The 21,443-nt window shown below is 59.6% G+C and carries 20 protein-coding genes; 13 read left to right on the top strand and 7 right to left on the bottom strand.

What is annotated here, in order from left to right; genetic code table 11:
* Positions 1-73: 73 nt before the first annotated feature.
* Positions 74-814: an osmolarity response regulator transcription factor OmpR gene (gene ompR / locus AC07O1_RS00345; RefSeq protein ID WP_494994423.1), complete on the bottom strand. Its 741-nt coding sequence runs from the start codon at positions 812-814 to the stop codon at positions 74-76.
* Positions 815-1,175: 361 nt separating this feature from the next.
* Here ompR and AC07O1_RS00340 point away from each other — a divergent pair, with 361 nt between their 5' ends.
* The 7 genes from AC07O1_RS00340 (at position 1,176) to tauD (ending at position 9,553) form a co-directional block, all read left to right on the top strand.
* Positions 1,176-3,500 carry a Tex family protein gene (locus AC07O1_RS00340; protein WP_495087587.1) on the top strand — a complete coding sequence of 775 codons (2,325 nt, stop codon included), beginning with the start codon at positions 1,176-1,178 and terminating at the stop codon, positions 3,498-3,500.
* Entirely contained in the window at positions 3,500-3,883 is a 384-nt protein-coding gene (locus AC07O1_RS00335; RefSeq protein WP_494994425.1) for a PaaI family thioesterase, read from the top strand. Before AC07O1_RS00340 ends, AC07O1_RS00335 begins: the two co-directional genes overlap by 1 nt.
* Positions 3,884-4,117: 234 nt before the next feature.
* Positions 4,118-5,701: a glutamate--cysteine ligase gene (gene gshA, locus AC07O1_RS00330; RefSeq protein ID WP_495087586.1), complete on the top strand. Its 1,584-nt coding sequence runs from the start codon at positions 4,118-4,120 to the stop codon at positions 5,699-5,701.
* Between the two features lie 332 nt (positions 5,702-6,033).
* Positions 6,034-7,011 (top strand): taurine ABC transporter substrate-binding protein, encoded by a 978-nt coding sequence (gene tauA, locus AC07O1_RS00325; RefSeq protein ID WP_494994427.1) that lies wholly within the window; start codon positions 6,034-6,036, stop codon positions 7,009-7,011.
* 16 nt (positions 7,012-7,027) lie between these two features.
* Positions 7,028-7,822 carry a taurine ABC transporter ATP-binding subunit gene (tauB, locus tag AC07O1_RS00320; RefSeq protein ID WP_495087585.1) on the top strand — a complete coding sequence of 265 codons (795 nt, stop codon included), beginning with the start codon at positions 7,028-7,030 and terminating at the stop codon, positions 7,820-7,822.
* Positions 7,819-8,664 (top strand): taurine ABC transporter permease TauC, encoded by an 846-nt coding sequence (gene tauC, locus AC07O1_RS00315; protein WP_494994429.1) that lies wholly within the window; start codon positions 7,819-7,821, stop codon positions 8,662-8,664. The genes tauB and tauC overlap by 4 nt, the downstream gene beginning before the upstream one ends.
* A gap of 55 nt (positions 8,665-8,719) precedes the next feature.
* Complete coding sequence (gene tauD, locus AC07O1_RS00310; RefSeq protein WP_495087584.1) at positions 8,720-9,553, top strand: taurine dioxygenase; 834 nt, start codon at positions 8,720-8,722, stop codon at positions 9,551-9,553.
* Between the two features lie 118 nt (positions 9,554-9,671).
* On the opposite strand, the gene mgrA is transcribed toward tauD, so the two are convergent.
* From mgrA to AC07O1_RS00290, 4 genes are all read right to left on the bottom strand, one after another.
* A complete protein-coding gene (gene mgrA / locus AC07O1_RS00305; protein WP_495087583.1) occupies positions 9,672-10,709 on the bottom strand; it encodes an L-glyceraldehyde 3-phosphate reductase in 1,038 nt (345 codons plus the stop codon).
* Positions 10,710-10,861: 152 nt separating this feature from the next.
* On the bottom strand, positions 10,862-11,263 hold the full coding sequence (locus tag AC07O1_RS00300; protein ID WP_495010978.1) for a type II toxin-antitoxin system HicB family antitoxin: 402 nt from the start codon (positions 11,261-11,263) through the stop codon (positions 10,862-10,864).
* Between the two features lie 92 nt (positions 11,264-11,355).
* Positions 11,356-11,538 (bottom strand): type II toxin-antitoxin system HicA family toxin, encoded by a 183-nt coding sequence (locus tag AC07O1_RS00295; protein ID WP_495087582.1) that lies wholly within the window; start codon positions 11,536-11,538, stop codon positions 11,356-11,358.
* Between the two features lie 129 nt (positions 11,539-11,667).
* A complete protein-coding gene (locus tag AC07O1_RS00290; RefSeq protein WP_495087581.1) occupies positions 11,668-12,558 on the bottom strand; it encodes a LysR family transcriptional regulator in 891 nt (296 codons plus the stop codon).
* Between the two features lie 136 nt (positions 12,559-12,694).
* On the opposite strand from AC07O1_RS00290, the gene AC07O1_RS00285 reads away from it, so the two are divergent.
* Positions 12,695-13,435: an SDR family oxidoreductase gene (locus AC07O1_RS00285; RefSeq protein WP_495087580.1), complete on the top strand. Its 741-nt coding sequence runs from the start codon at positions 12,695-12,697 to the stop codon at positions 13,433-13,435.
* A 253-nt stretch (positions 13,436-13,688) separates the two neighbouring features.
* Positions 13,689-13,946, top strand: a complete 258-nt coding sequence (locus AC07O1_RS00280; protein ID WP_494994436.1) for a hypothetical protein — start codon at positions 13,689-13,691, stop codon at positions 13,944-13,946.
* Positions 13,947-13,963: 17 nt separating this feature from the next.
* Here AC07O1_RS00280 and betT read toward each other — a convergent pair whose 3' ends face one another.
* Both betT and epsC read right to left on the bottom strand, forming a co-directional pair.
* The gene (gene betT, locus AC07O1_RS00275; RefSeq protein ID WP_495087878.1) at positions 13,964-15,919 is read right to left on the bottom strand and encodes a choline transporter BetT; all 1,956 of its coding nucleotides are present in this window, start codon (positions 15,917-15,919) and stop codon (positions 13,964-13,966) included.
* Positions 15,920-16,383: 464 nt separating this feature from the next.
* Entirely contained in the window at positions 16,384-17,310 is a 927-nt protein-coding gene (gene epsC / locus AC07O1_RS00270) for a serine O-acetyltransferase EpsC (RefSeq protein ID WP_494994437.1), read from the bottom strand.
* A 192-nt stretch (positions 17,311-17,502) separates the two neighbouring features.
* On the opposite strand from epsC, the gene AC07O1_RS00265 reads away from it, so the two are divergent.
* The 4 genes from AC07O1_RS00265 (at position 17,503) to tcyN (ending at position 21,059) form a co-directional block, all read left to right on the top strand.
* Positions 17,503-18,498: a D-cysteine desulfhydrase gene (locus AC07O1_RS00265; protein ID WP_495087579.1), complete on the top strand. Its 996-nt coding sequence runs from the start codon at positions 17,503-17,505 to the stop codon at positions 18,496-18,498.
* 320 nt (positions 18,499-18,818) lie between these two features.
* Positions 18,819-19,613, top strand: a complete 795-nt coding sequence (gene tcyJ / locus AC07O1_RS00260; protein WP_494994439.1) for a cystine ABC transporter substrate-binding protein — start codon at positions 18,819-18,821, stop codon at positions 19,611-19,613.
* Positions 19,613-20,302 carry a cystine ABC transporter permease gene (gene tcyL / locus AC07O1_RS00255; RefSeq protein ID WP_489073555.1) on the top strand — a complete coding sequence of 230 codons (690 nt, stop codon included), beginning with the start codon at positions 19,613-19,615 and terminating at the stop codon, positions 20,300-20,302. Before tcyJ ends, tcyL begins: the two co-directional genes overlap by 1 nt.
* Positions 20,303-20,306: 4 nt before the next feature.
* Positions 20,307-21,059 carry an L-cystine ABC transporter ATP-binding protein TcyN gene (tcyN, locus tag AC07O1_RS00250; RefSeq protein ID WP_494994440.1) on the top strand — a complete coding sequence of 251 codons (753 nt, stop codon included), beginning with the start codon at positions 20,307-20,309 and terminating at the stop codon, positions 21,057-21,059.
* Positions 21,060-21,443 lie beyond the last annotated feature (384 nt).

The following is a 21,443-nucleotide window of genomic DNA, read 5'->3' as shown; positions in this document are numbered from 1 at the left end:
TGCGGATTGCGAGCCGCCCGGCTCGCAATCATATGACAACGCGCCCGAGAAACCCGCTCCTACAAATCACTGATCACTTGGTTGCGGTACCGTCCGGTACGAACACATAACCCACGCCCCAGACTGTCTGGATATAACGCGGTTTGGACGGGTCGGGCTCAATCATCCGGCGCAGGCGGGAGATTTGCACGTCGATGGAACGCTCCAGGGCATCCCATTCACGGCCACGGGCCAGGTTCATCAGTTTGTCGCGGGTCAGCGGCTGACGAGCGTTCATCACCAGCGCCTTGAGCACAGCGAATTCACCGGTGGTGAGCATGTGCACTTCCTCGCCTCGCTTGAGTTCGCGGGTGGCCAGGGACAGTTCGTAGTCGCCGAAGGTCACGCTTTCGTCTTCGCTGCCCGGTGCGCCAGGCACCGGTGCCGACTGACGACGCAGGACCGCTTTGACGCGGGCCATCAACTCGTCCGGGTTGAACGGTTTGGCCAGGTAATCATCGGCGCCCAGTTCGAGGCCGTTGATGCGGCTCAGCTCGTCGCCCTTGGCGGTGAGCATGATGATCGGTATTTGATTCTTCGCCGTGCGCAGGCGCTTGAGGGCGCTCAGGCCGTCTTCACCAGGCATCATCAGGTCGAGCACCACCAGGTTGAAGACCTCACGACCCAGCAGGCGATCCATTTGTTCGGTGTTCGGCACCGCGCGGGCACGATAGCCCTTGCTGACGAAAAAACGTTCCAGCAGGCTGCTCAGTCCCGGGTCGTCGTCAACGATGAGAATTTTTTCGCCTTCAGCAGTTTGTGCAGTGCTGCTCATTGGATGCTCCTTTGATCTCGGCGCGCATTATGGCGTAGCCGCCGTTATACGCACCGTGTGCATTGTTAGCAGATTTTTCCTCGACCGCCAGCAAACCAGCCATTGTGCCTACATTGCGCGATGCCCCCGAAGGACAGAACGCTGGTTATAATGCGCCGCCTTTTGTGTAGGGCAACGTCTGATCGTTACTGTGAATGGCAGCTATTTATTTTCCATCGCCGCGCAGTAATTTTTCGATTCCACGGGTCAACAGGCTGCCTTTTGATCCAGGTAGCGGCGCCGGCCAGGCCGCTCAACCAGACTCGCCAAGCCTTCTAAACAGCGCCTGCGAGCCTGCTTTCACAATTTGTCAGGTGGTTTTATGGACAGCATCAACAGCCGCATCGCCGAGGAACTCGGTGTACGCCCGCAACAGGTCGAAGCGGCCGTCGCTCTACTGGATGAAGGCTCCACAGTGCCCTTCATCGCCCGTTACCGGAAAGAAGTGACCGGCAGCCTCGATGACACGCAATTGCGACACCTGGAAGAGCGCCTGCGCTACCTGCGAGAACTCGACGAACGGCGCATCAGCATCCTTGCCAGTATCGAAGAGCAAGGCAAGCTGACCCCGGAATTGGCCCGCGACATCAAACTCGCCGACACCAAGACCCGCCTCGAAGATTTGTACCTGCCGTACAAACAAAAGCGCCGCACCAAGGGCCAGATCGCCCTGGAAGCCGGCCTCGGCGAGCTGGCTGACGGTCTGTTCAACGACCCGACCCTGAGCCCGGACACCGAAGCCGCGCGCTTCGTTGATGCCCAAAAGGGCGTTGCCGATGTAAAGACGGCCCTCGAAGGCGCCAAGTACATCCTCATGGAGCGCTTCGCCGAAGACGCCAGCCTGCTGGACAAGCTGCGCAGCTACCTCAAGCAGGAAGCCACCCTCAGTGCCCGAGTGATCGCCGGCAAGGAAGAGGAAGGCGCCAAGTTCCGCGACTATTTCGAACACGACGAACCACTGAAAAGCATGCCGTCGCACCGCGCGCTGGCGATTTTCCGTGGCCGCAACGAGGGTATTCTCAGCTCTGCACTGAAAGTCGGCGAAGAGCTGCCGGGCAGCATGCATCCGTGCGAAGGGATGATTGGCGAACGCTTTGGCATTCAGAATCAGAACCGTGCGGCGGACAAATGGCTGGGTGAAGTGGTGCGCTGGACCTGGAAGGTCAAGCTCTATACCCACCTGGAAACCGACTTGCTGGGCGAACTGCGCGATGGCGCGGAAACCGAAGCGATCAACGTATTCGCCCACAACCTGCACGACTTGCTGCTGGCCGCACCGGCCGGCCCGCGCGCGACCCTGGGCCTTGACCCGGGCCTGCGCACCGGCTGCAAAGTTGCGGTAGTCGATGCCACCGGCAAGCTGCTGGACTACGCCACCGTTTACCCGCACGTACCCAAAAACCAGTGGGACCAGACCATCGCCGTGCTGGCCGCCTTGTGTGCCAAGCACTCGGTGGACCTGATTGCCATCGGTAACGGCACCGCCAGCCGCGAAACCGACAAGTTGGCCGCTGAGCTGATCAAAAAATACCCAGCCATGAAAATGACCAAGGTCATGGTCTCCGAGGCCGGCGCTTCGGTGTATTCGGCGTCGGAACTGGCATCGAAGGAGTTCCCGGACCTGGACGTGTCGATCCGTGGCGCAGTGTCGATTGCCCGTCGCCTGCAGGATCCATTGGCCGAGCTGGTGAAAATCGATCCGAAATCCATCGGTGTCGGCCAGTACCAGCACGACGTATCGCAGCTCAAACTGGCTCGCGGCCTGGATGCAGTCGTCGAGGACTGCGTGAACGCCGTCGGCGTCGACGTGAACACCGCCTCGGTGGCGCTGCTGGCACGGATTTCCGGCCTCAATGCGACGCTGGCGCAGAATATCGTGACTCACCGTGACGAAAACGGTGCGTTCAAGACCCGCGCCGCGCTGAAGAAAGTCGCGCGTCTGGGTGAGAAAACCTTCGAACAGGCCGCCGGTTTCCTGCGGGTAATGAATGGCGACAACCCGCTGGATTCGTCTGCCGTTCACCCGGAAGCCTATCCGCTGGTACAGCGCATCGCGGCTGAAACCGACCGCGATATTCGCTCGCTGATCGGCGATTCGAGCTTCCTCAAGCGCCTGGATCCAAAGAAGTACACCGACGAAACCTTCGGTCTGCCGACAGTGACCGACATTCTTCAAGAGCTTGAAAAGCCTGGTCGCGACCCGCGCCCCGGGTTCAAGACTGCCGAGTTCCAGGACGGCGTCGAAGACCTCAAGGACCTGGAACTGGGAATGATTCTCGAGGGCGTGGTCACCAACGTGACCAACTTCGGTGCTTTCGTCGATATCGGCGTACATCAGGACGGCTTGGTGCACATTTCCGCCTTGTCGGAGAAATTCATCAAGGATCCGCGCGAAGCGGTGAAGGCCGGTGATGTGGTCAAGGTGAAGGTCATGGAAGTCGACATCCCGCGTAAACGCGTCGGCCTGTCGATGCGCATGAGCGACACTCCGGGCGAGAAGATCGACGGTGCTCGTGGCGCCCGCCCTGGCTCGGCTCCACGCCAGTCGCAAAACACTGCACCGCGTAAAGAAACCCAGGCGCCAGCTCCGGGCAACAACGCCATGGCTTCACTCTTCGCCAACGCCAAGCAGTTGAAGAAACGCTGATGGAAATCCCCGCTGGCCTCACTCAGAGCGCCTTCAGCGAGTTGATCGGCTGCCGCTTGCAGCGCCTGGACGTCGGCATAGCCGAAGTTGCCCTGACGCTGACACCGCCGCTGCGTAATCGCGGTGGCAAGCTGCACGGCGGGGCGTTGTTCAGTCTGGTGGATATCGCCATGGGGCTGGCCTGTTCCAGCGCCCATGGTTTCGACCAGCAGAGCGTGACCATCGAGTGCAAGATCAACTACATGCGTGCCGTCTCTGACGGTGACGTGGTGTGCGTAGCCAAGGTGATCCACCCTGGCCGGCGCACGCTGGTGGTCGAAGCGGATGTGATGCAAGGCGATAAACTCGTCGCAAAAGCACAAGGCACGTTCGCTGTCCTATAGCTCCCTGCCATCAATTTGAGTTAATTTCGGCGCTGCGAATCCTGTAGGAGCGAGCTTGCTCGCGATAGGGGTTAACGATGACGAGGGCAGCCTGGATGAACACGGCGTCCTCACGTCCTTCGCGAGCAAGCTCGCTCCTACAAAACCAGGCGACTACGCCAGTTTTCACTTCACCCTTGTAGACCGTCTTGCCCACCCCCATATTGGGGCGACTGACGCGTGAAGGAATCCAACTTGAGCGAACTTCTCAACCGCCGCCTGGCTCTGCTTGGCGAGCGCGCTAACCTCTCTCTGCTCGAGCAGTGCCTGCATGGCATCGAGCGCGAATGCCTGCGCGTTACAGGTGTTGGCCGTCTGGCGCAGACGCCGCATCCCGAAGAACTGGGATCTGCACTGACCAACGAGCAAATCACCACCGACTACTCCGAGTCGCTGCTGGAGTTCATCACTCCGGCCCTGCCTGACCCGGCGGAGATGCTGAGCAGCCTCGACAAGATCCACCGTTTTGCCTACAGCAAACTCGGCAACGAGTACCTGTGGAGTCCATCGATGCCGTGCCCGTTGCCGGCCGAGGAAGATATCCCGATCGCTTACTACGGCACCTCCAACATCGGTAAGCTCAAATACGTATACCGCAAGGGCCTGGCCCTGCGTTACGGCAAGACCATGCAATGCATTGCCGGGATTCACTACAATTTTTCGCTGCCGGAGAAACTCTGGCCGCTGCTCAAGCAAGCCGAGGGTTATGTCGGCACCGAGCGCGACTATCAGTCGGCGGCCTATATCGCACTTATTCGTAACTTCCGCCGCTACAGCTGGCTGCTGATGTACTTGTTCGGCGCGTCGCCCGCTCTGGATGCAGGCTTCCTGCGCGGTCGCGCCCATCAGCTGGAGCAACTGGATCCCGACACGCTGTACCTGCCGTACGCCACCAGCCTGCGCATGAGCGATCTGGGTTACCAGAGCAACGCTCAGGCAGGTCTGACGCCGTGCTACAACGATCTGGACAGCTACACCAACAGCCTGCGCAAAGCGGTCGCGACACCCTATGCACCGTACGTCGAAATCGGCACCCATCAGGACGGTGAGTGGGTTCAGCTCAACACCAACATCCTGCAGATCGAAAACGAGTACTACTCCAACATCCGCCCAAAACGCGTGACCTACACCGGCGAACGGCCGATCCAGGCGCTGGTGGCCCGCGGCATTCAGTACGTCGAAGCGCGTTGCCTGGACATCAACCCGTTCCTGCCGATGGGCATCGATCTGCAAGAGTCGCGTTTCCTCGACGCTTTCCTGCTGTATTGCGCGCTGAATGAAAGCCCGCTGCTTGAAAACATCGAATGCGGCAACTGCACCTCGAACTTCCTCACCGTGGTCAAGGAAGGTCGCCGTCCGGGCCTGCAACTGCAGCGCAAGGGCCAACCGGTGGACTTGAAAGAGTGGGCCAGCGAGTTGCTGGAGAAGATTGCACCATTGGCCGCGCTGCTCGATCAATGCCACGGCGGCGATGCCCATAGCAACGCGCTGGAAGCGCAACTGGCCAAGGTCAAGGATCCGTCCCTGACGCCATCCGCTCAGGTGCTGGCGGCCATGAACGAACATAAAGAGAGCTTTACCCAGTTCTCCCTGCGCCAGAGCCGGGCTCACGCGGAGTACTTCCGTAGTGAACCACTGGCGGCCGACGAGCAGGCGAAGTTTGAAGAACTGGCGCGGTCGTCGCTTGCTCAGCAAACAGAGCTGGAACAGAACGAAGTCGGCGATTTCGATGTGTTTGTCGGGTCGTATCAGGCGAGCATTCTGGCGATCAGTAATTAAGCGGCGCCTGTAAAAATATTGCAGCCAGCGGGGACCGGTTTGATCGTTCCCACGCTCCCGCGGTTGATCGTTCCCACGCTCTGCGTGGGAATGCCTCATGGGACGCTCCGCGTCCGCTTCGGCTGTGACGCAGAGCGTCACGGGATGCATTCCCACGCGGGAGCGTGGGAACGATCAAATCAATCCAGGGCCGGTCCCCGATGGCTGCGATCTTTTGATTCTTAGAATTTTCCGCTCATAAGCTAATTCTAAAAAGTTATTTATTTTAACTTTATTAGATCATTTAGTCTCTTTGTCAGCCGACTCTCGGCCGCCTGACAAGGAGCTTGCCAATGAAAACGTACTTTCCCCTTCGCCTCCTGGCGGCCGCGTCCCTGGCCGCAGCGAGCCTCTTTGCCCAGGCGGCTGACGTTACCGTTGCCTACCAAACCACCGTTGACCCGGCGAAAGTCGCCCAGGCCGACGGCACTTACGAAACAGCCACCCACGCCAAGATCGACTGGCGCAAATTCGACAACGGTGCAGACATCATCGCCGCCATCGCCTCGGGCGATGTGCAAATCGGTTACCTCGGTTCCAGTCCACTGACCGCCGCGATCACCCGCAAGGTTCCGGTGGAAACCTTCCTCATTGCCACTCAGATCGGCGCCGCCGAAGCTCTGGTAGCCCGCGACGGCTCCGCAATCAAAACCCCGCAAGACCTGATCGGCAAGAAAGTCGCCGTGCCTTTCGTTTCCACCGGCCACTACAGCCTGCTGGCAGCGTTGAAGCACTGGAACATCGACCCCTCGAAAGTGCAGATTCTCAACCTCGCACCGCCAGCGATCATAGCCGCGTGGAAACGCGGTGACATCGACGCCACCTACGTTTGGGACCCGGCGCTGGGCGTGGCCAAGGAAAACGGCAAGGTGCTGATCACCTCCGGCGAACTGGCCAGGTTCGGTGCGCCGACCTTCGATGCCTGGATCGTGCGCAAAGATTTCGCCGAGAAGCACCCGGAAATCGTCACCGCGTTCGCCAAAGTCACCCTGGACGCCTACGCCGCTTACCGCAAAGACCCACAAGCCTGGCTGGCTGACAAAGGCAACGTCGACAAACTGGTGAAACTCTCCGGCGCCAAGGCCAGCGACATTCCATTGCTGCTGCAAGGCAACGTCTACCCGCTGGCGGCTGATCAAGTGATCACCCTCGGCGCACCGACCACCAAGGCCATCACCGACACAGCGGCGTTCCTCAAGGAACAAGGCAAGGTCGAAGCCGTACTGCCGGACTACGCGCCGTACGTCAGCGCCAGGTTCATTACCAACTGATCAGGAGCACACGGCGATGGCCTTGTTAGAACTGGAGCGCATCAGCGCACAGTACCCCGGCGCGGCCGAACCGGTGCTGGCGGATATTTCCCTGAGCCTTGGGCCGCAGCAACTGCTGGTCGCCCTCGGCCCTTCCGGCAGTGGCAAGACATCGCTGTTGAACCTGATTGCCGGTTTCGTTGAACCGAGTGCCGGGCGCATCACCCTCGACGGCGTGCCGGTCAAAGGCCCGAGTGCCGAGCGCGGCGTGGTGTTTCAGGATGACGCGCTGCTGCCGTGGCAGGACGTGTTGGCCAACGTCGGCTTCGGACTGGAACTGGCGGGCATCTGCAAGCCTCAACGGGAAGTCCGTGCGCGGGAAATGCTCGCTCTGGTGGACCTGGCCGGCTTCGACCATCGCCGCATCTGGCAGCTGTCCGGCGGCCAGAAGCAGCGTGTCGGCCTGGCCCGCGCCCTCGCTGCCAATCCTCGCGTGTTGCTGATGGACGAACCCTTCGGCGCCCTCGACGCCTTCACCCGCGAACAGATGCAGGAACTGCTGCTGCAAGTCTGCAAACGCACCGCCAAACCGGTGTTCCTGATTACCCACGACATTGAAGAAGCGGTGTTTCTCGCCACCGACTTGATTCTGTTGGCACCCAACCCCGGGCAAATCGTCGAGCGTCTGAGCCTGGACTTTGGTCAGCGTTACGCCGCCGGCGAATCGGCCCGGGCAATCAAGTCTGACCCGCGCTTTATCGAAACCCGCGAACATGTGCTGGCCCGGGTGTTCTCCCAACGCAGCGCCGTCCAGCGGCAGGAGCGCGCATGAGCAGCTACCCATTACCAGCTACAGCCACCACTAAACCTGCCGTCGGCCAATCGGTTGTGATTCCTGTTCGTCGCAGTCTGAGTACACGCTGGATCAGCGTATTGACGATGATCACCCTGCTCGCCATCTGGTGGGCCGTGACGGCCAGCGGACTGATTGAACCGCTGTTCCTGCCGCCACCTTCGTCGGTGCTGCAAAAAGGCTGGTTACTGGCGACCACCGGCTATATGGATTCGACGCTGTGGCAGCATTTGGGCGCCAGCCTCAGCCGTATCGGGCTGGGCCTGGGTTTTGCGGTGCTGACGGCAGTCCCGGTCGGCATTGCCATTGGCCATAACCGTATCGCGCGCGGCATTTTCGACCCGTTGATCGAGTTCTACCGCCCTATTCCACCGCTGGCCTATCTGCCGCTGATCGTCATCTGGTGCGGCATTGGTGAGCTGTCCAAAGTCCTGCTGATTTACCTGGCAATATTCGCCCCGATTGCCATCGCTACCGCTACCGGTGTGCGCACGGTCGACCCGGCCAGACTGCGCGCCGCGCAATCGTTGGGTGCGACGCGGGCACAGCTGATTCGCCATGTGATTGTGCCCAGCGCCTTGCCGGACATTCTCACGGGTGTGCGGATCGGCCTGGGGGTCGGTTGGTCGACCCTGGTTGCCGCCGAATTGATCGCCGCCACCAGTGGCTTGGGCTTTATGGTCCAGTCGGCTGCGCAGTTTCTGGTCACCGATGTGGTGGTGCTGGGGATTCTGGTGATCGCTCTGATTGCCTTCGCCATGGAAATGGGTCTGCGTGCGCTGCAACGCAAGCTAGTGCCGTGGCATGGCCAGACGCATTGACAGGTATTGAAAAACTGACCACGCCGACACTTCGGCGCCGAACTTGAGAAAGATCATGAGCCTGACCATCACCCCGATTAGCTCCGCACTTGGCGCCCAGATCAGTGGCGTCGACATCACTCAGCCACTGAGCGTCGAACAGCGCGATGCCATCGAGCAGGCTCTGTTGAAGCATCAAGTCCTGTTCTTTCGCGAGCAGCCGTTGACCCCGCAGCAGCAGGCGCATTTCGCCGCCTACTTCGGTGATCTGCATATCCACCCGATTTATCCGAATGTGCCGCAACAGCCTGAAGTGCTGATCCTCGACACCGCGGTGACCGACGTGCGAGACAACGCAATCTGGCACACCGACGTGACTTTCCTGCCGACCCCGGCGCTGGGCGCGGTCCTCAGCGCCAAGCTGTTGCCAGCGTTTGGTGGCGATACCTTATGGGCCAGCGGCATCGCGGCGTATGAGGCGTTGTCGGCACCAATGCAAACCCTGCTGCAAGGTCTGACCGCTACCCACGACTTCACCAAATCCTTCCCGCAGGAACGCTTCGGCACCACCGCCGAAGACCTGGCGCGCTGGGAAGAAGCCCGCCAGAAAAACCCGCCGCTGTCGCACCCGGTAATCCGTACTCACCCGGTCAGCGGGCGCAAGTCGCTGTTCGTCAACGATGGCTTCACCACCCGCATTAACGAGCTGGAGCCGACGGAAAGCCAAGCCATCCTCAAGTTGCTGTTCGCCCACGCCACCCGCCCGGAGTTCACCATCCGCTGGCGCTGGCAGGAAAGCGACGTGGCATTCTGGGATAACCGCGTGACGCAGCATTACGCAGTGGATGACTATCGCCCGCAACGGCGTGTGATGCACCGGGCGACGATATTGGGGGATGTACCGGTTTAAGTGATCAATGAGTGTTCCCACGCTCCCGCGTGGGAACACATCCCGTGACGCTCTGCGTCACTGTGGACCCGGAGCGTCCACGGCGGCATTCCCACGCAGAGCGTGGGAACAATCAGCATCACTCAGCTGTAGAAGGCTTCTCCCACAAGTTAATCCCGCCTTCCTGGGCAAACCGGTCGATTTCGGCCAGTTCCTCCGCACTAAAGCTCAGGTTCTTCAACGCCCCGACATTTTCAATGATCTGCTCCGGGCGGCTGGCGCCGATCAGAGCGGAGGTCACGCGTGGGTCGCGCAGGGTCCAGGCCAACGCCATTTGCGCGAGGCTTTGATCACGGCGTTGGGCGATTTCGTTGAGAGCCCGCACCTGGGCAATGTTGGCCTGCGACAAGTGCGAGTCTTGCAGCGAACCGCCGCCCGGACGATTGACCCGCGCATCCTTGGGCACGCCGTTGAGGTATTTGTCAGTCAGCAGACCCTGGGCCAATGGAGTGAAGGCGATTACCCCGGCACCGAGTTCGTCGGTGGTGTCCAGCAGATCTTTTTCCACCCAGCGGTTGAGCAGGTTGTAGGCCGGTTGATGGATCAACAGCGGGACTTTCCATTCTTTGAGCAAGGCTGTGATTTCCCGGGTCTTAGCCCCGGAATACGACGAGATGCCGATGTACAGCGCCTTGCCCTGTTGCACTGCAGTAGCCAATGCGCCGGCGGTTTCTTCCAGCGGTGTGTCAGGGTCGAAGCGGTGCGAATAAAAGATATCCACATAGTCGACCCCCAACCGCTGCAGGCTCTGATCGAGGCTGGCCAGCACGTATTTACGCGAACCGCCGCCCTGACCGTACGGGCCCGGCCACATGTCCCAGCCGGCCTTGCTGGAAATAATCAGCTCGTCACGGTAGTGCTTGAAGTCTTCGCGCAGCAAACGACCGAAGTTGATCTCGGCGCTGCCATAGGGCGGTCCGTAGTTGTTGGCCAGGTCGAAATGATTGATGCCCAGGTCGAAGGCGGTGCGCAGCAAGGAGCGCTGGGTGTCGATCGGCGTGCTGTCGCCGAAGTTGTGCCACAGGCCCAGGGACAGCGCCGGCAGCACCAGCCCGCTGCGACCAACGCGGCGGTAAGGAATGGAGTCGTAGCGATCAGCAGCAGCGATATAGGTCATCGGACTCTCTACTTGTTTGGGGTAACAGTGTCTTGGAATTCAGAAGGTCGTTTCGACCATTTAGCGGGCAAGGTATGACCACCGTATTCGGTATGGAAACAGCACACAGCCTGATCGTTCCCCAAAAATGCGCGAGGAACGATCAACTGTTTTTAAGCCGACAACTCTCGCAATGCCGCAGCCGCCAGAAAACCGGACCGCGAGCTGTAACGATGATCCCGCTTTACGGTTTGATCGATACGTTCAAGTAACCGCTCAGGAAGCGTGGCGTTAAAGCGCACCGACTTCCCAAAGTAAGGTGTCACGTCAAACTCAACCACACCCCATACACCGCCGGCGTAGTCGGGGTTATCAAGGTGATCATCTATCTCGTGCACTTGTGGAAGTGGATCGCCATCGGCGACCAATCCTTCGAAATGCAAGGACAACGCTTCTTTCACGTTTTCGAATGCCTTCGCCACCGTGCTACCTGCGGAGAAGCAACCCGGCACGTCAGGGACAATCACTCCATAGTCTGAGTCGGCATCCTTGTGCAGAACGACTGGGAATTTCATGTTGGTGGACCCTTCCTTTAAATCTGCTTTCGTTGGAGACCGGTTTGTCTTCAATGCGATCCCATGTGGGCTCTCGTACCCGCTTGCCGGCCTCATTTCAGTCCGGCCTGTTTCAGTATGCTGTTGATCGTACCTTTCGGAAGATCGGAGTCCGGGTGCTTGATGGTGACCGTACCCGGCTTGCTCGGATGTCTGTACTGATGATGACTGCCTTTCACCGCCACCAGATACCACCCATCCTCCTCGATCGCGTTAATCATTTCCCGACTTCGCATCACCCTCGCCCTTTTCGACAGCATCTGCGGCGAACTGTATGCAGCAAAGGGCGGAATTAATACACACCATACACACCGTGTTAAATATTAGTCCACAAGAGCTTCGCCCGCTTCTGCCCAGACGGACGGTTACTGAGCCTTGGCAAACACCTCGCTCAACCAATCGACAAACACTCGCACTCTGGGCGACATGTGGCGGTTGTGCGGATAGAGCACCGACACCGGCATGGGCGGTGGTGGAGTGTCGAGGAGAATTTCCTGCACCAATCCTTGGGAAATCTGCGTCGCCATGCGGTAGTGCGGGCATTGGATGAGACCTAGACCTGCGACCGCCGAGGCGGCGTAGATCTCTGCACCGAACACCGACAACGCACCCTCGATGGCGACCTCTTTCAGCTCGCCGTCGACCATGAATTCGAACGGGAACCGTTTGTCGGTGGTGCGCGAGACGTAGTTCACCGCCCGATGCTGCGCCAGCTCGTCGAGGCTCTTCGGTTCGCCGTATTTACGCAGGTAGGCCGGGCTGGCGCAGGTCACCTGGCGCAAGGTCGCGACGCGGCGGCCGATGAGCGACGAATCCCCCAAGGTGCCGGCCCGCAACACGCAGTCGACCCCTTCAGCGATCAGGTCGACAAATCGATCCGCTTCGCTGATGGACAACTCGATCTGCGGGTAGCGCTCCATGAACTGCGGTAACGCCGGGATCACGAAGTACTTGGCCAACGTGCCATGCAAATCGACCCGCAATCGCCCTTTCGGTGCCACGCTCCGAAATGCCTGTTCAGCCTCCTCCAGCTCCGCCAGCAATTGCACGCAACGCACGTAGTACGCCTCGCCATCCAGGGTCGGACGCACCCGACGCGTGCTGCGTTCCAGCAGCCGGGTGCCGAGCCAGGCTTCGAATTGATTGAGGGTGTGGGTCAACGTCGCGCGGGGCAGATTCAGGTCATCGGCCGCTAGCGTGAAGCTGCTGCGCTCGTAGATCCGCACAAAAACCTTCATCGCTTTGACTTGATCCACGCGGGACTCCTGGCGCTCGATTGTTGGCGATTATTGAACAGTCAAGGCAACTCTGGTGCATTTATCGCCATGGGTAAACAGGTGAATCTTGCTTCACACCCGGCAAGCAACTTCACCACCTCAAGGAAACAACGCCATGACTACTCCAACCTCAAAAGTCGCAATCGTTACCGGCGCCTCCCGCGGCATCGGCGCGGTGATCGCCAGACAACTCGCCTGCGAAGGTTTCGCGGTTGCCATCAACTACGCCAGCAGCGCCAACGAAGCTTCGGCTCTGGTTGTGGAACTGCGCCAGGCCGGCCATCGGGCCATAGCGATCAAGGCCGACGTGTCCAACGCTGCCGACGTGCGCCGGATGTTCGATGAGACCGAAGCGCAACTGGGCAAGGTCGACGTACTGGTGAACAACGCCGGAATCCTCAACGTTCTGCCATTGGCCCAGCACAGCGACGAACTGTTCGAGCAAACCTTCGCCATCAATACCCGCGGCACCTTCAACGCCCTGCGCGAAGCCGCGACCCGCCTGAACGCCGGCGGGCGGATCGTCAACTTCTCCAGCAGCACCGTGGCCATGAACCTGCCGGGCTACGCGGTATACATCGCCAGCAAAGCGGCGGTGGAATCCTTCACGCAGGTGTTCGCCAAGGAACTGCGTGGTCGCAACATCACCGTCAATGCGGTCGCTCCCGGCCCGGTTGCCACTGAACTGTTCCTGCACGGCAAAAGCGAAGAACAGATCCAGACCTTCGCCAAGATGCCGCCACTGGAACGCCTCGGTCAGCCGGAAGACATCGCCAACGTCATCTCCTTCCTGATAAGCCCCGCTGCCGCTTGGGTCAACGGGCAAATCCTGCGCACCAACGGCGGTTTGGCTTAAGCCCTCAATACTCAGCACAACCGCCCGGCCGACGTGGCCCGCAGCGACGCCTATGCTCATTATCACGACGTGATGGACAACGCCTCAGCGCGAGTGAATCCGTAAGGGCCTCATCGCGAGCAAGCCTCGCTCCTACGATCAAAGTTGGGTCAGGCCACAATCATGTGATCGATACACCCCCCGTAGGAGCGAGGCTTGCCCGCGATGGCGGCTTAACAGGCGCCAAAGATTTCAAATCAGGAGAATCACCCACATGCACACCACCATCATCATCACCTTCGGCCTGATCCTTCTGGCCCTGATGCTCTTTATCGGCGACAAACTCGGCTTCAACCAGCAGACGCTCAGCTATAGCTTCGTCGGCCTGTGGTTGGCACTCGCGGTGATCAACGGCGCGGTCGGCATGGTCACCGCAAAGCAGCCGCTGACCACGGAACTGGCGGTCGGCAGTGTGGTGTTTGGCGTGCCGGTGATCGCTCTGCTGCTGTTCCTGATGCTGACCAGAGCCTGAGCGCCACCGGCCCTCGATCAACGCACCAAGTGCAGAAACTGCATATGCCGCTCGTACTGATCGAGGATGTCGTTGATGATCTGCTCCTTGGTGTAACCCACCAGATCATAATCCTGACTGCCTTCGCTCAGATGCACTTCGGCCCGGTAATAACGACGGTTGTTGAGCTCTTTGGAACCCATCCCGCCACGGGCAAAAGATGGCGTGAAGTAGCCGCGCATCTGCACCTGGTAGATGAACGCTTGTTGTTCGCCATGACTGATTTCAAGGTTGACGCTGTCGTTGGCCGGGACCGGCCAGGTGACCATATGCAGGCCTTTTTCGACGAATACCGCCGTCACTTCTTCGATCGCCGGGCGCACCGTTGAATCGAGGAAACGGTACACCTCATCCCGTGAAGGGAAATGCACGGCCTGGCTCAGGCGCTGACGCCAACCGCCACGTCGTGAACCGGACACTGGCGCCAACGAGTGCAGTTGTGCGATCTGCTTCTGCGACTCGAGATAAAACGCCTTGTGCAGCCCCCACATCATCAGCAGCAAGATCAACGAGAACGGTAGCGAGGTCAGCACCACTGCTGACTTCAGCGAATCGATGCTGCCGGCAAACAACAAGGCACTGGTGATCAGCGCGGTCATCGCTCCCCAGAACACCCGTAGCCATTTCGGTCCGTCTTCGTCGGGGTTGCCGCCACGGGCGCAGAGCGTCGAAAGCACCACAGTGCCAGAGTCCGCCGAGGTGACAAAGAACACGAAGCTGATAAACACCGTGACCGCGATGACCGTCTTGCCCCACGGGTAAGTTTCCAGCAGCAGGTAAAGGGTCATCGATGGATTTTCGATAGCCGACATCCCCAGTGCGCTCATACCGTGATTGAGTACCTGATCGATGGCGCTGTTGCCGAAGATCGACATCCACGCCAGGGTGAAGCCCAGCGGAATCAGCAGCACGCCGAAGACGAATTCGCGGATGGTCCGGCCACGGGAAATCCGCGCGATGAACAGCCCCACGAACGGCGACCATGCGATCCACCAGGCCCAGTAGAACACCGTCCAGCCACCCAGCCAGTCGCCGGGTTTGTCGTAGGCGTAGAGATCGAAACTCTTGGTCGGCAGCGCACCGAGGTAGTCGCCGATATTCTGGATCAGGGTGTTGAGCAGGTGCTGGGTGGGTCCGGCGAACAACACGAACAACAGCAGCGCACAGGCCAGCAGCATGTTGATGTCGGACATCACCCGTACGCCTTTATCGACGCCGCAGACCGCGACGAGGATCGCCGCTCCCATCATCAGCGTGATCAGCCCAACCTGAATCCACTGGGTATGAGCGACGCCAAACAGGAAGTCGAGACCTGAGTTGAGGTGCAACACGCCAAAACCCATGTCCGCGCCGAGACCGAACACCGTCGCGATGATCCCGAAGCCATCCACCGCGTAACCGATCGGGCCGTTTATGCGCTTGCCGATCAGCGGGTAAAGCGCCGAGCGCAGGGCCAGCGGCAGGTTATGCCGATAGGCGAAGTAGGCCAGCGCCATGCCGACGAAGGCGAACACGCCCCAGCCGTGCAAGCCCCAGTGCAGAAACAGAATCTGCATGGCCTGGCGCGCGGCGTCCGCGGTACCGGGTTCGCCTTGGGGCGGCTGCAGCATGTGCGTCAGCGGTTCAGAGACGCAGAAGAAAAACAGCGTGATGCTGATCCCGGCGGCGAACAGCATACCGGCCCAGGACAGGTAGCTGAATTCGGGCTCGTCGTGGTCGGCACCGAGCTTGATCTTGCCGTAGCCGGACAAGGCGGTGACCACCACGAAGACCAGATACAGGGTCATCGCCAGCATGTAGTACCAGCCGACCGTATTGGCCGCCCGGTTTTGTGCGGCCAGAAGCCAGGCGCCGGCCTGCTCCGGCATGGCGATCACCACCAGGCCAAACAACAGAATGAAGCCTGCGGCGAAGTAAAACACCGGCGGGTTCATGCGGATCTGGCCGCTGGGAAGGGTAGACGATGCACTCATGAACGGTGCACCTCGAAGGTGTGAAATGCGGCTGAATAAAACGGACTCAGCAAAGGTAAGCCTCCTGTTGTGAGCGGGCAGCGAACCACCGGTTTAACTTGAACGAACGGTCAAGTTAAACATGGATAGGCGTTTCAGGACTAATCGCAAGGCTCAGCGGCAGCTTTCGTACGCTGGCTCAAGGAGGGGTATGAGGTGGTGTGGTGGGGGGAATCTCTGTGGCGAGGGAGCTTGCTCCCGCCGGCCGGTCCGCGCTCGGGCGAAGCAGCGCCGATCGTTCCCACGCTCCAGCGTGGGAATGCAGCCCGTGACGCTCCGCGTCACTTCCGAAGCGGACGCGGAGCGTCCAGTGAGGCATTCCCACGCGGAGCGTGGGAACGATCAAAACGATGAGCGCAGAGCGTGGGAACGATCACCGTGGATCTCTACTTCTGCGTCCCGTCATCATGCTGCAGATTCGCCTGGGTCAGGTTGCAACCCGCCGGCACGCTGCGGGTCAGCCAGACATTGCCGCCGATGGTCGAGCCTTTGCCGATGGTGATCCGCCCCAGGATGGTCGCGCCGGCGTAAATCACCACGTCGTCCTCGACAATCGGGTGGCGCGGATGGCCCTTCTGCAATTGGCCGTCCTCGTCCGCAGGAAAACGTTTCGCACCGAGGGTCACGGCCTGATAAATGCGCACCCGCTCGCCAATAATGGCCGTCTCGCCGATCACCACACCCGTGCCGTGATCGATAAAGAAACTGGCGCCGATCTGCGCGCCGGGATGGATATCGATGCCCGTTGCCGAGTGGGCGATTTCCGAACTGATCCGCGCCAGCAGCGGCAACCCGGCGCGGTACAGGTGATGCGCCAGGCGATGGTGGATCACTGCGAGAATCCCCGGGTAGCACAACAGCACTTCATCCACGCTGCGTGCCGCCGGGTCACCGTGGAAGGCCGCCAACACGTCGGTATCGAGCAGGCTGCGCAACCCTGGCAAGGCCAGCGCGAAATCCTGGATCAGCCGGATCGCCTTGATCTCGACTTCGCTATCGACCTGCGCGCTTTGCCGAGCGACATAGCGCAGCTCAAGTCGCGCCTGGGCCAGCAAGGCATTGAGGGCCACGTCCAGAGTGTGACCGACGTAAAAATCTTCACTCTCCTCGCGCAGATCCACCGGGCCAAGGCGCATCGGGAACAGCGCACCACACAGCGCTTCAAGAATCTCGGCCATGGCAGCACGCGATGGCAGTTCGCGCCCGCCCTGCTCGCCGCTGATGCGACCGTTCTGAGTGCGCCACTGATCTCTGGCGCAGCGCAATTGGCCGACGATGGTCTGCAATTGCCAATGGCTGGAACGCTCGCTCACGGTAAAGACTCCTCACTCTGGCGGCCGGACTGTCTGGCCGTGCAAACGACGTCCACTTTACGGTATGCACCCAGACCTGAATTAAGAACGAATTGTGCTGCTCTCAGCATTTTTTGATATAAGCGATTGGCGGTTGCTCGAGTAAAAGGGCCTGCCTATAGTCCAGACATTTCCTACAGCCAGTGCGGACCCATGATCAAACAACAGCTTGCTCGTTTCAATCGTCTGGAACTCCTTCGCAATGCCACCGCGCTCGAAAAGCTCGAACGCCTGTCGACCTGGCTGGGTCGCGATATCTATGTCAAACGCGATGACACCACACCGCTGGCACTGGGCGGCAACAAGCTGCGCAAGCTCGAATACCTGGCGGCCGATGCGCTGGCCGCCGGTGCCGATACGCTGATCACCGCCGGCGCCATCCAGTCCAACCATGTGCGCCAGACCGCCGCGCTGGCCGCCAGGCTGGGTCTTGGTTGCGTCGCGCTGCTGGAAAACCCTATCGGCACCCACGACAGCAACTATCTGGCTAACGGCAATCGCCTGCTGCTGGATTTGTTCGATGCCAAGGTCGAGTTGGTGGACAACCTGGACAACGCCGACGATCAGCTGCACGCCCTCGCCGACCGCTTGCGGTCCAACGGCAAAAAACCGTATCTGGTGCCGATTGGCGGCTCCAACGCCTTGGGGGCTTTGGGTTATGTACGGGCCGGCCTGGAACTGGCCGGACAGATCGAGGACACCGGCCTGAAGTTCGCCGCCGTGGTGCTAGCCTCTGGCAGTGCCGGGACTCATAGCGGCCTGGCGCTAGCGCTGAGCGAAGTACTGCCGGATTTACCTGTGGTGGGCGTCACGGTTTCCCGCAGCGATGAAGCCCAGCGGCCGAAGGTTCAAGGCCTGGCCGAACGCACCGCCGAGCTGCTCGGTGTGAGTTTGCCGGCGAGCTTCAAGGTTGAGCTGTGGGACGAATATTTCGCTCCGCGCTATGGCGAGCCAAACGCCGGCACGCTGGCGGCGATCAAGCTGGTGGCGAGCCAGGAAGGTTTATTACTGGATCCGGTGTACACCGGCAAGGCCATGGCTGGATTGCTCGACGGTATCGGCCGCCAGCGTTTTGATGACGGCCCGATCATCTTCCTGCACACCGGCGGGGCGCCGGCGTTGTTTGCGTATGCGAACACGCTCGCCTAGGGATTGATCGTTCCTCCTCAAGCTCTGCGTAGGAATGCAGCCTGTGACGCTCTGTGTCACCTGGACGCGCAGCGTCCATGGAGGCATTCCCACGCACGAGCGTGGGAATGATCAATACGAGCTTTTTAATCAAAATAAAAGAATAACAACATTAATTTTTATTATTTTCCAATCTAAAAAAACCGCCATATAGTCGCTCTGTAGGCGAATATGCCGAAAGACGCATAGGCTGCTTTCAGGCAGGATGCTGCAGTCGTCCAGATCCTGAAATCTGCCTTCTTTTCCAAATGCATCTTCATAAGAAAACATAGGGGCTTGTCATGAATTTTTCCGCACTACGTCGAAGTCTGCTTATCGGCTCGCTGGGCCTGGCACTGGGTGCCGGTCTGTTGGGGCAAGCGGTTGCCGGTGAGCAACTGCAAAAAATCAAGGATGCCGGCGTGATCAACGTCGGCCTTGAAGGCACCTATCCTCCGTTCAGCTTCGTCGATGAAAACGGCAAGCTGGCCGGCTTCGAGGTAGAGTTCTCCGAGGCGCTGGCCAAAGAGCTGGGCGTGAAGGTCAAACTGCAGCCGACCAAATGGGACGGCATCCTCGCAGCACTGGAATCCAAGCGTCTGGACGCCGTGATCAACCAGGTGACCATCTCCGAGGAGCGCAAGAAAAAGTACGACTTCTCCACGCCCTACACCATCTCCGGGATTCAGGCCCTGACCCTGAAAAAGAACGAAGGGACTATCAAGACCTCCGCCGACCTGGCCGGCAAGAAGGTCGGTGTGGGCCTTGGCACCAACTACGAGCAATGGCTCAAGGACAACGTTCCACAAGCCATTATCAAAACCTATGATGATGATCCGACCAAGTACCAGGACCTGCGCGTAGGCCGCATCGACGCCATTCTGGTGGACCGTCTGGCAGCCCTTGAGTTGGTCGGCAAGGCCAAGGACACCGCAGTCTCCGGCGAACCCTTCTCCCGTCAGGAAGCCGGTATCGCGTTGCGCAAAGGCGAGCCTGAACTGCTGGCCGCCGTCAACAAAGCCATCGAGAAACTGCGCGCAGACGGCACGTTGAAAAAAATCTCGGAAAAATACTTCAACGCTGACGTCACTCAATAATGGAAGCACTGCACTTCCCGCAGCTCCAGGCGGCGCTGCAGCTTGCGCTGGACTCCGCGCCCTTTCTGATCAAGGGCGCGTATTACACGGTATTTCTCAGTCTGGGCGGGATGTTTTTCGGCCTGTTACTGGGGTTCGGCCTGGCCTTGATGCGCCTTTCGCGCTTCAAGCTGGTGAGCTGGATTGCCCGCGTCTATGTGTCGTTCTTTCGCGGCACGCCGCTGCTGGTGCAATTGTTCGTGATCTATTACGGCTTGCCGCAATTGGGTATCGAACTTGACCCGCTGCCGGCCGCGTTGATCGGCTTCTCGCTGAACATGGCCGCCTATGCCTGCGAAATCCTTCGTGCCGCGATCAGCTCGATCGAACGCGGCCAGTGGGAAGCTGCCGCCAGTATCGGCATGACGCGTGCGCAAACCTTGCGTCGGGCGATCCTGCCGCAAGCGGCGCGCACCGCTCTGCCGCCGCTGGGCAACAGCTTTATTTCGCTGGTCAAGGACACCGCACTGGCAGCCACCATTCAGGTACCGGAGTTGTTCCGTCAGGCGCAGCTGATCACCGCCCGAACCTTCGAAATTTTCACCATGTATCTTGCCGCCGCACTGATTTACTGGATTCTGGCCAGCCTGCTCGCGCACCTGCAGAACCGTCTGGAAGAGCGGGTCAATCGGCACGACCAGGAGTCTTGAACGCATGATTGTGGTTGAAAAACTGACGAAGCAATTCAAAGGTCAGACGGTCCTCAACGGCATCGACCTACGGGTCGAGGAGGGTGAGGTAGTCGCAATCATCGGGCCCAGCGGGTCGGGCAAAACGACCTTCCTGCGCTGCCTGAACTTTCTCGAAGAACCCAGCAGTGGCCGGATCAAGGTCGGCGATATCGAAATTGATGGCAGCCGTCCGTTGAACCAGCAGCAAAGCCTGGTGCGCAGGTTGCGCCAGCACGTAGGTTTCGTGTTCCAGAACTTCAACTTGTTCCCCCATCGCACGGCGCTTGAAAACGTTATCGAAGGCCCGCTGGTGGTAAAAAAAATGCCCAGGGATAAAGCAATCGCTTTGGGCCGCTCGTTGCTGGCCAAGGTGGGTCTGGCTGGTAAGGAAGACGCTTACCCGCGCAGGCTTTCTGGTGGGCAGCAACAGCGTGTCGCGATTGCCCGGGCGCTGGCTATGGAGCCGGAGGTGATCCTGTTCGATGAGCCCACCTCAGCCCTGGACCCGGAACTGGTTGGCGAAGTACTGGCGACCATCCGTAGCCTGGCCGAAGAAAAACGCACCATGGTGATCGTCACCCACGAAATGAGCTTTGCCCGGGATGTGGCCAACCGTGTGGTGTTTTTCGACAAAGGTGTGATCGTCGAGCAGGGAGAAGCCAAAGCGTTGTTCGCCAATCCGAAAGAAGCACGCACCCGGCAGTTTCTCAGCAAGTTTCTGACCGTCGATATTTAATTATCGGACCCAATAACTCGCCCCAAGGATGGAGCGAATCTCGCTGTAACATGTTTGTTTTTAAGTTTTACCCTCTTCCCTCGCCACTTTATTTTCAGATAGTTACGTTGCTTCAGCCCCAGGTGCCCAGTCGCGCCGCATAAAGGAAAGCAGCGCTTACTGAACTCTTGTTAATCAACAACGCCCCACCCCAATCATATGAGCCGCTCGGCAGCACCGTTAATAATTGTATGCTGCCCGCAAACACATCTCTAGCTGCACACACTCCTCAAAAAACCATAACAATCATGACTGCCGTTTGTCCGGCTTTATCGCCCGGCATTGCGACGCCTTGAAACCATAGCCTCTGGGTAAAAATCATTTGGAATACGCACTAAAATGCCA

This window comes from Pseudomonas sp. GW821-FHT07G10, assembly GCF_059418545.1.
The sequence above is the reverse complement of the archived record's forward strand: the minus strand, read 5'-3'. Positions and strand labels throughout refer to the sequence as shown.

Bases quoted from the DNA above. Each gene is read 5' to 3' on its own strand.
- ompR (WP_494994423.1), bottom strand. From the start codon at position 814: ATGAGCAGCACTGCACAAACTGCTGAAGGCGAAAAAATTCTCATCGTT.
- AC07O1_RS00340 (WP_495087587.1), top strand. From the start codon at position 1,176: ATGGACAGCATCAACAGCCGCATCGCCGAGGAACTCGGTGTACGCCCG.
- AC07O1_RS00335 (WP_494994425.1), top strand. From the start codon at position 3,500: ATGGAAATCCCCGCTGGCCTCACTCAGAGCGCCTTCAGCGAGTTGATC.
- tauA (WP_494994427.1), top strand. From the start codon at position 6,034: ATGAAAACGTACTTTCCCCTTCGCCTCCTGGCGGCCGCGTCCCTGGCC.
- tauB (WP_495087585.1), top strand. From the start codon at position 7,028: ATGGCCTTGTTAGAACTGGAGCGCATCAGCGCACAGTACCCCGGCGCG.
- tauC (WP_494994429.1), top strand. From the start codon at position 7,819: ATGAGCAGCTACCCATTACCAGCTACAGCCACCACTAAACCTGCCGTC.
- tauD (WP_495087584.1), top strand. From the start codon at position 8,720: ATGAGCCTGACCATCACCCCGATTAGCTCCGCACTTGGCGCCCAGATC.
- mgrA (WP_495087583.1), bottom strand. From the start codon at position 10,709: ATGACCTATATCGCTGCTGCTGATCGCTACGACTCCATTCCTTACCGC.
- AC07O1_RS00300 (WP_495010978.1), bottom strand. From the start codon at position 11,263: ATGAAATTCCCAGTCGTTCTGCACAAGGATGCCGACTCAGACTATGGA.
- AC07O1_RS00295 (WP_495087582.1), bottom strand. From the start codon at position 11,538: ATGCGAAGTCGGGAAATGATTAACGCGATCGAGGAGGATGGGTGGTAT.
- AC07O1_RS00285 (WP_495087580.1), top strand. From the start codon at position 12,695: ATGACTACTCCAACCTCAAAAGTCGCAATCGTTACCGGCGCCTCCCGC.
- AC07O1_RS00280 (WP_494994436.1), top strand. From the start codon at position 13,689: ATGCACACCACCATCATCATCACCTTCGGCCTGATCCTTCTGGCCCTG.
- betT (WP_495087878.1), bottom strand. From the start codon at position 15,919: ATGAACCCGCCGGTGTTTTACTTCGCCGCAGGCTTCATTCTGTTGTTT.
- AC07O1_RS00265 (WP_495087579.1), top strand. From the start codon at position 17,503: ATGATCAAACAACAGCTTGCTCGTTTCAATCGTCTGGAACTCCTTCGC.
- tcyJ (WP_494994439.1), top strand. From the start codon at position 18,819: ATGAATTTTTCCGCACTACGTCGAAGTCTGCTTATCGGCTCGCTGGGC.
- tcyL (WP_489073555.1), top strand. From the start codon at position 19,613: ATGGAAGCACTGCACTTCCCGCAGCTCCAGGCGGCGCTGCAGCTTGCG.
- tcyN (WP_494994440.1), top strand. From the start codon at position 20,307: ATGATTGTGGTTGAAAAACTGACGAAGCAATTCAAAGGTCAGACGGTC.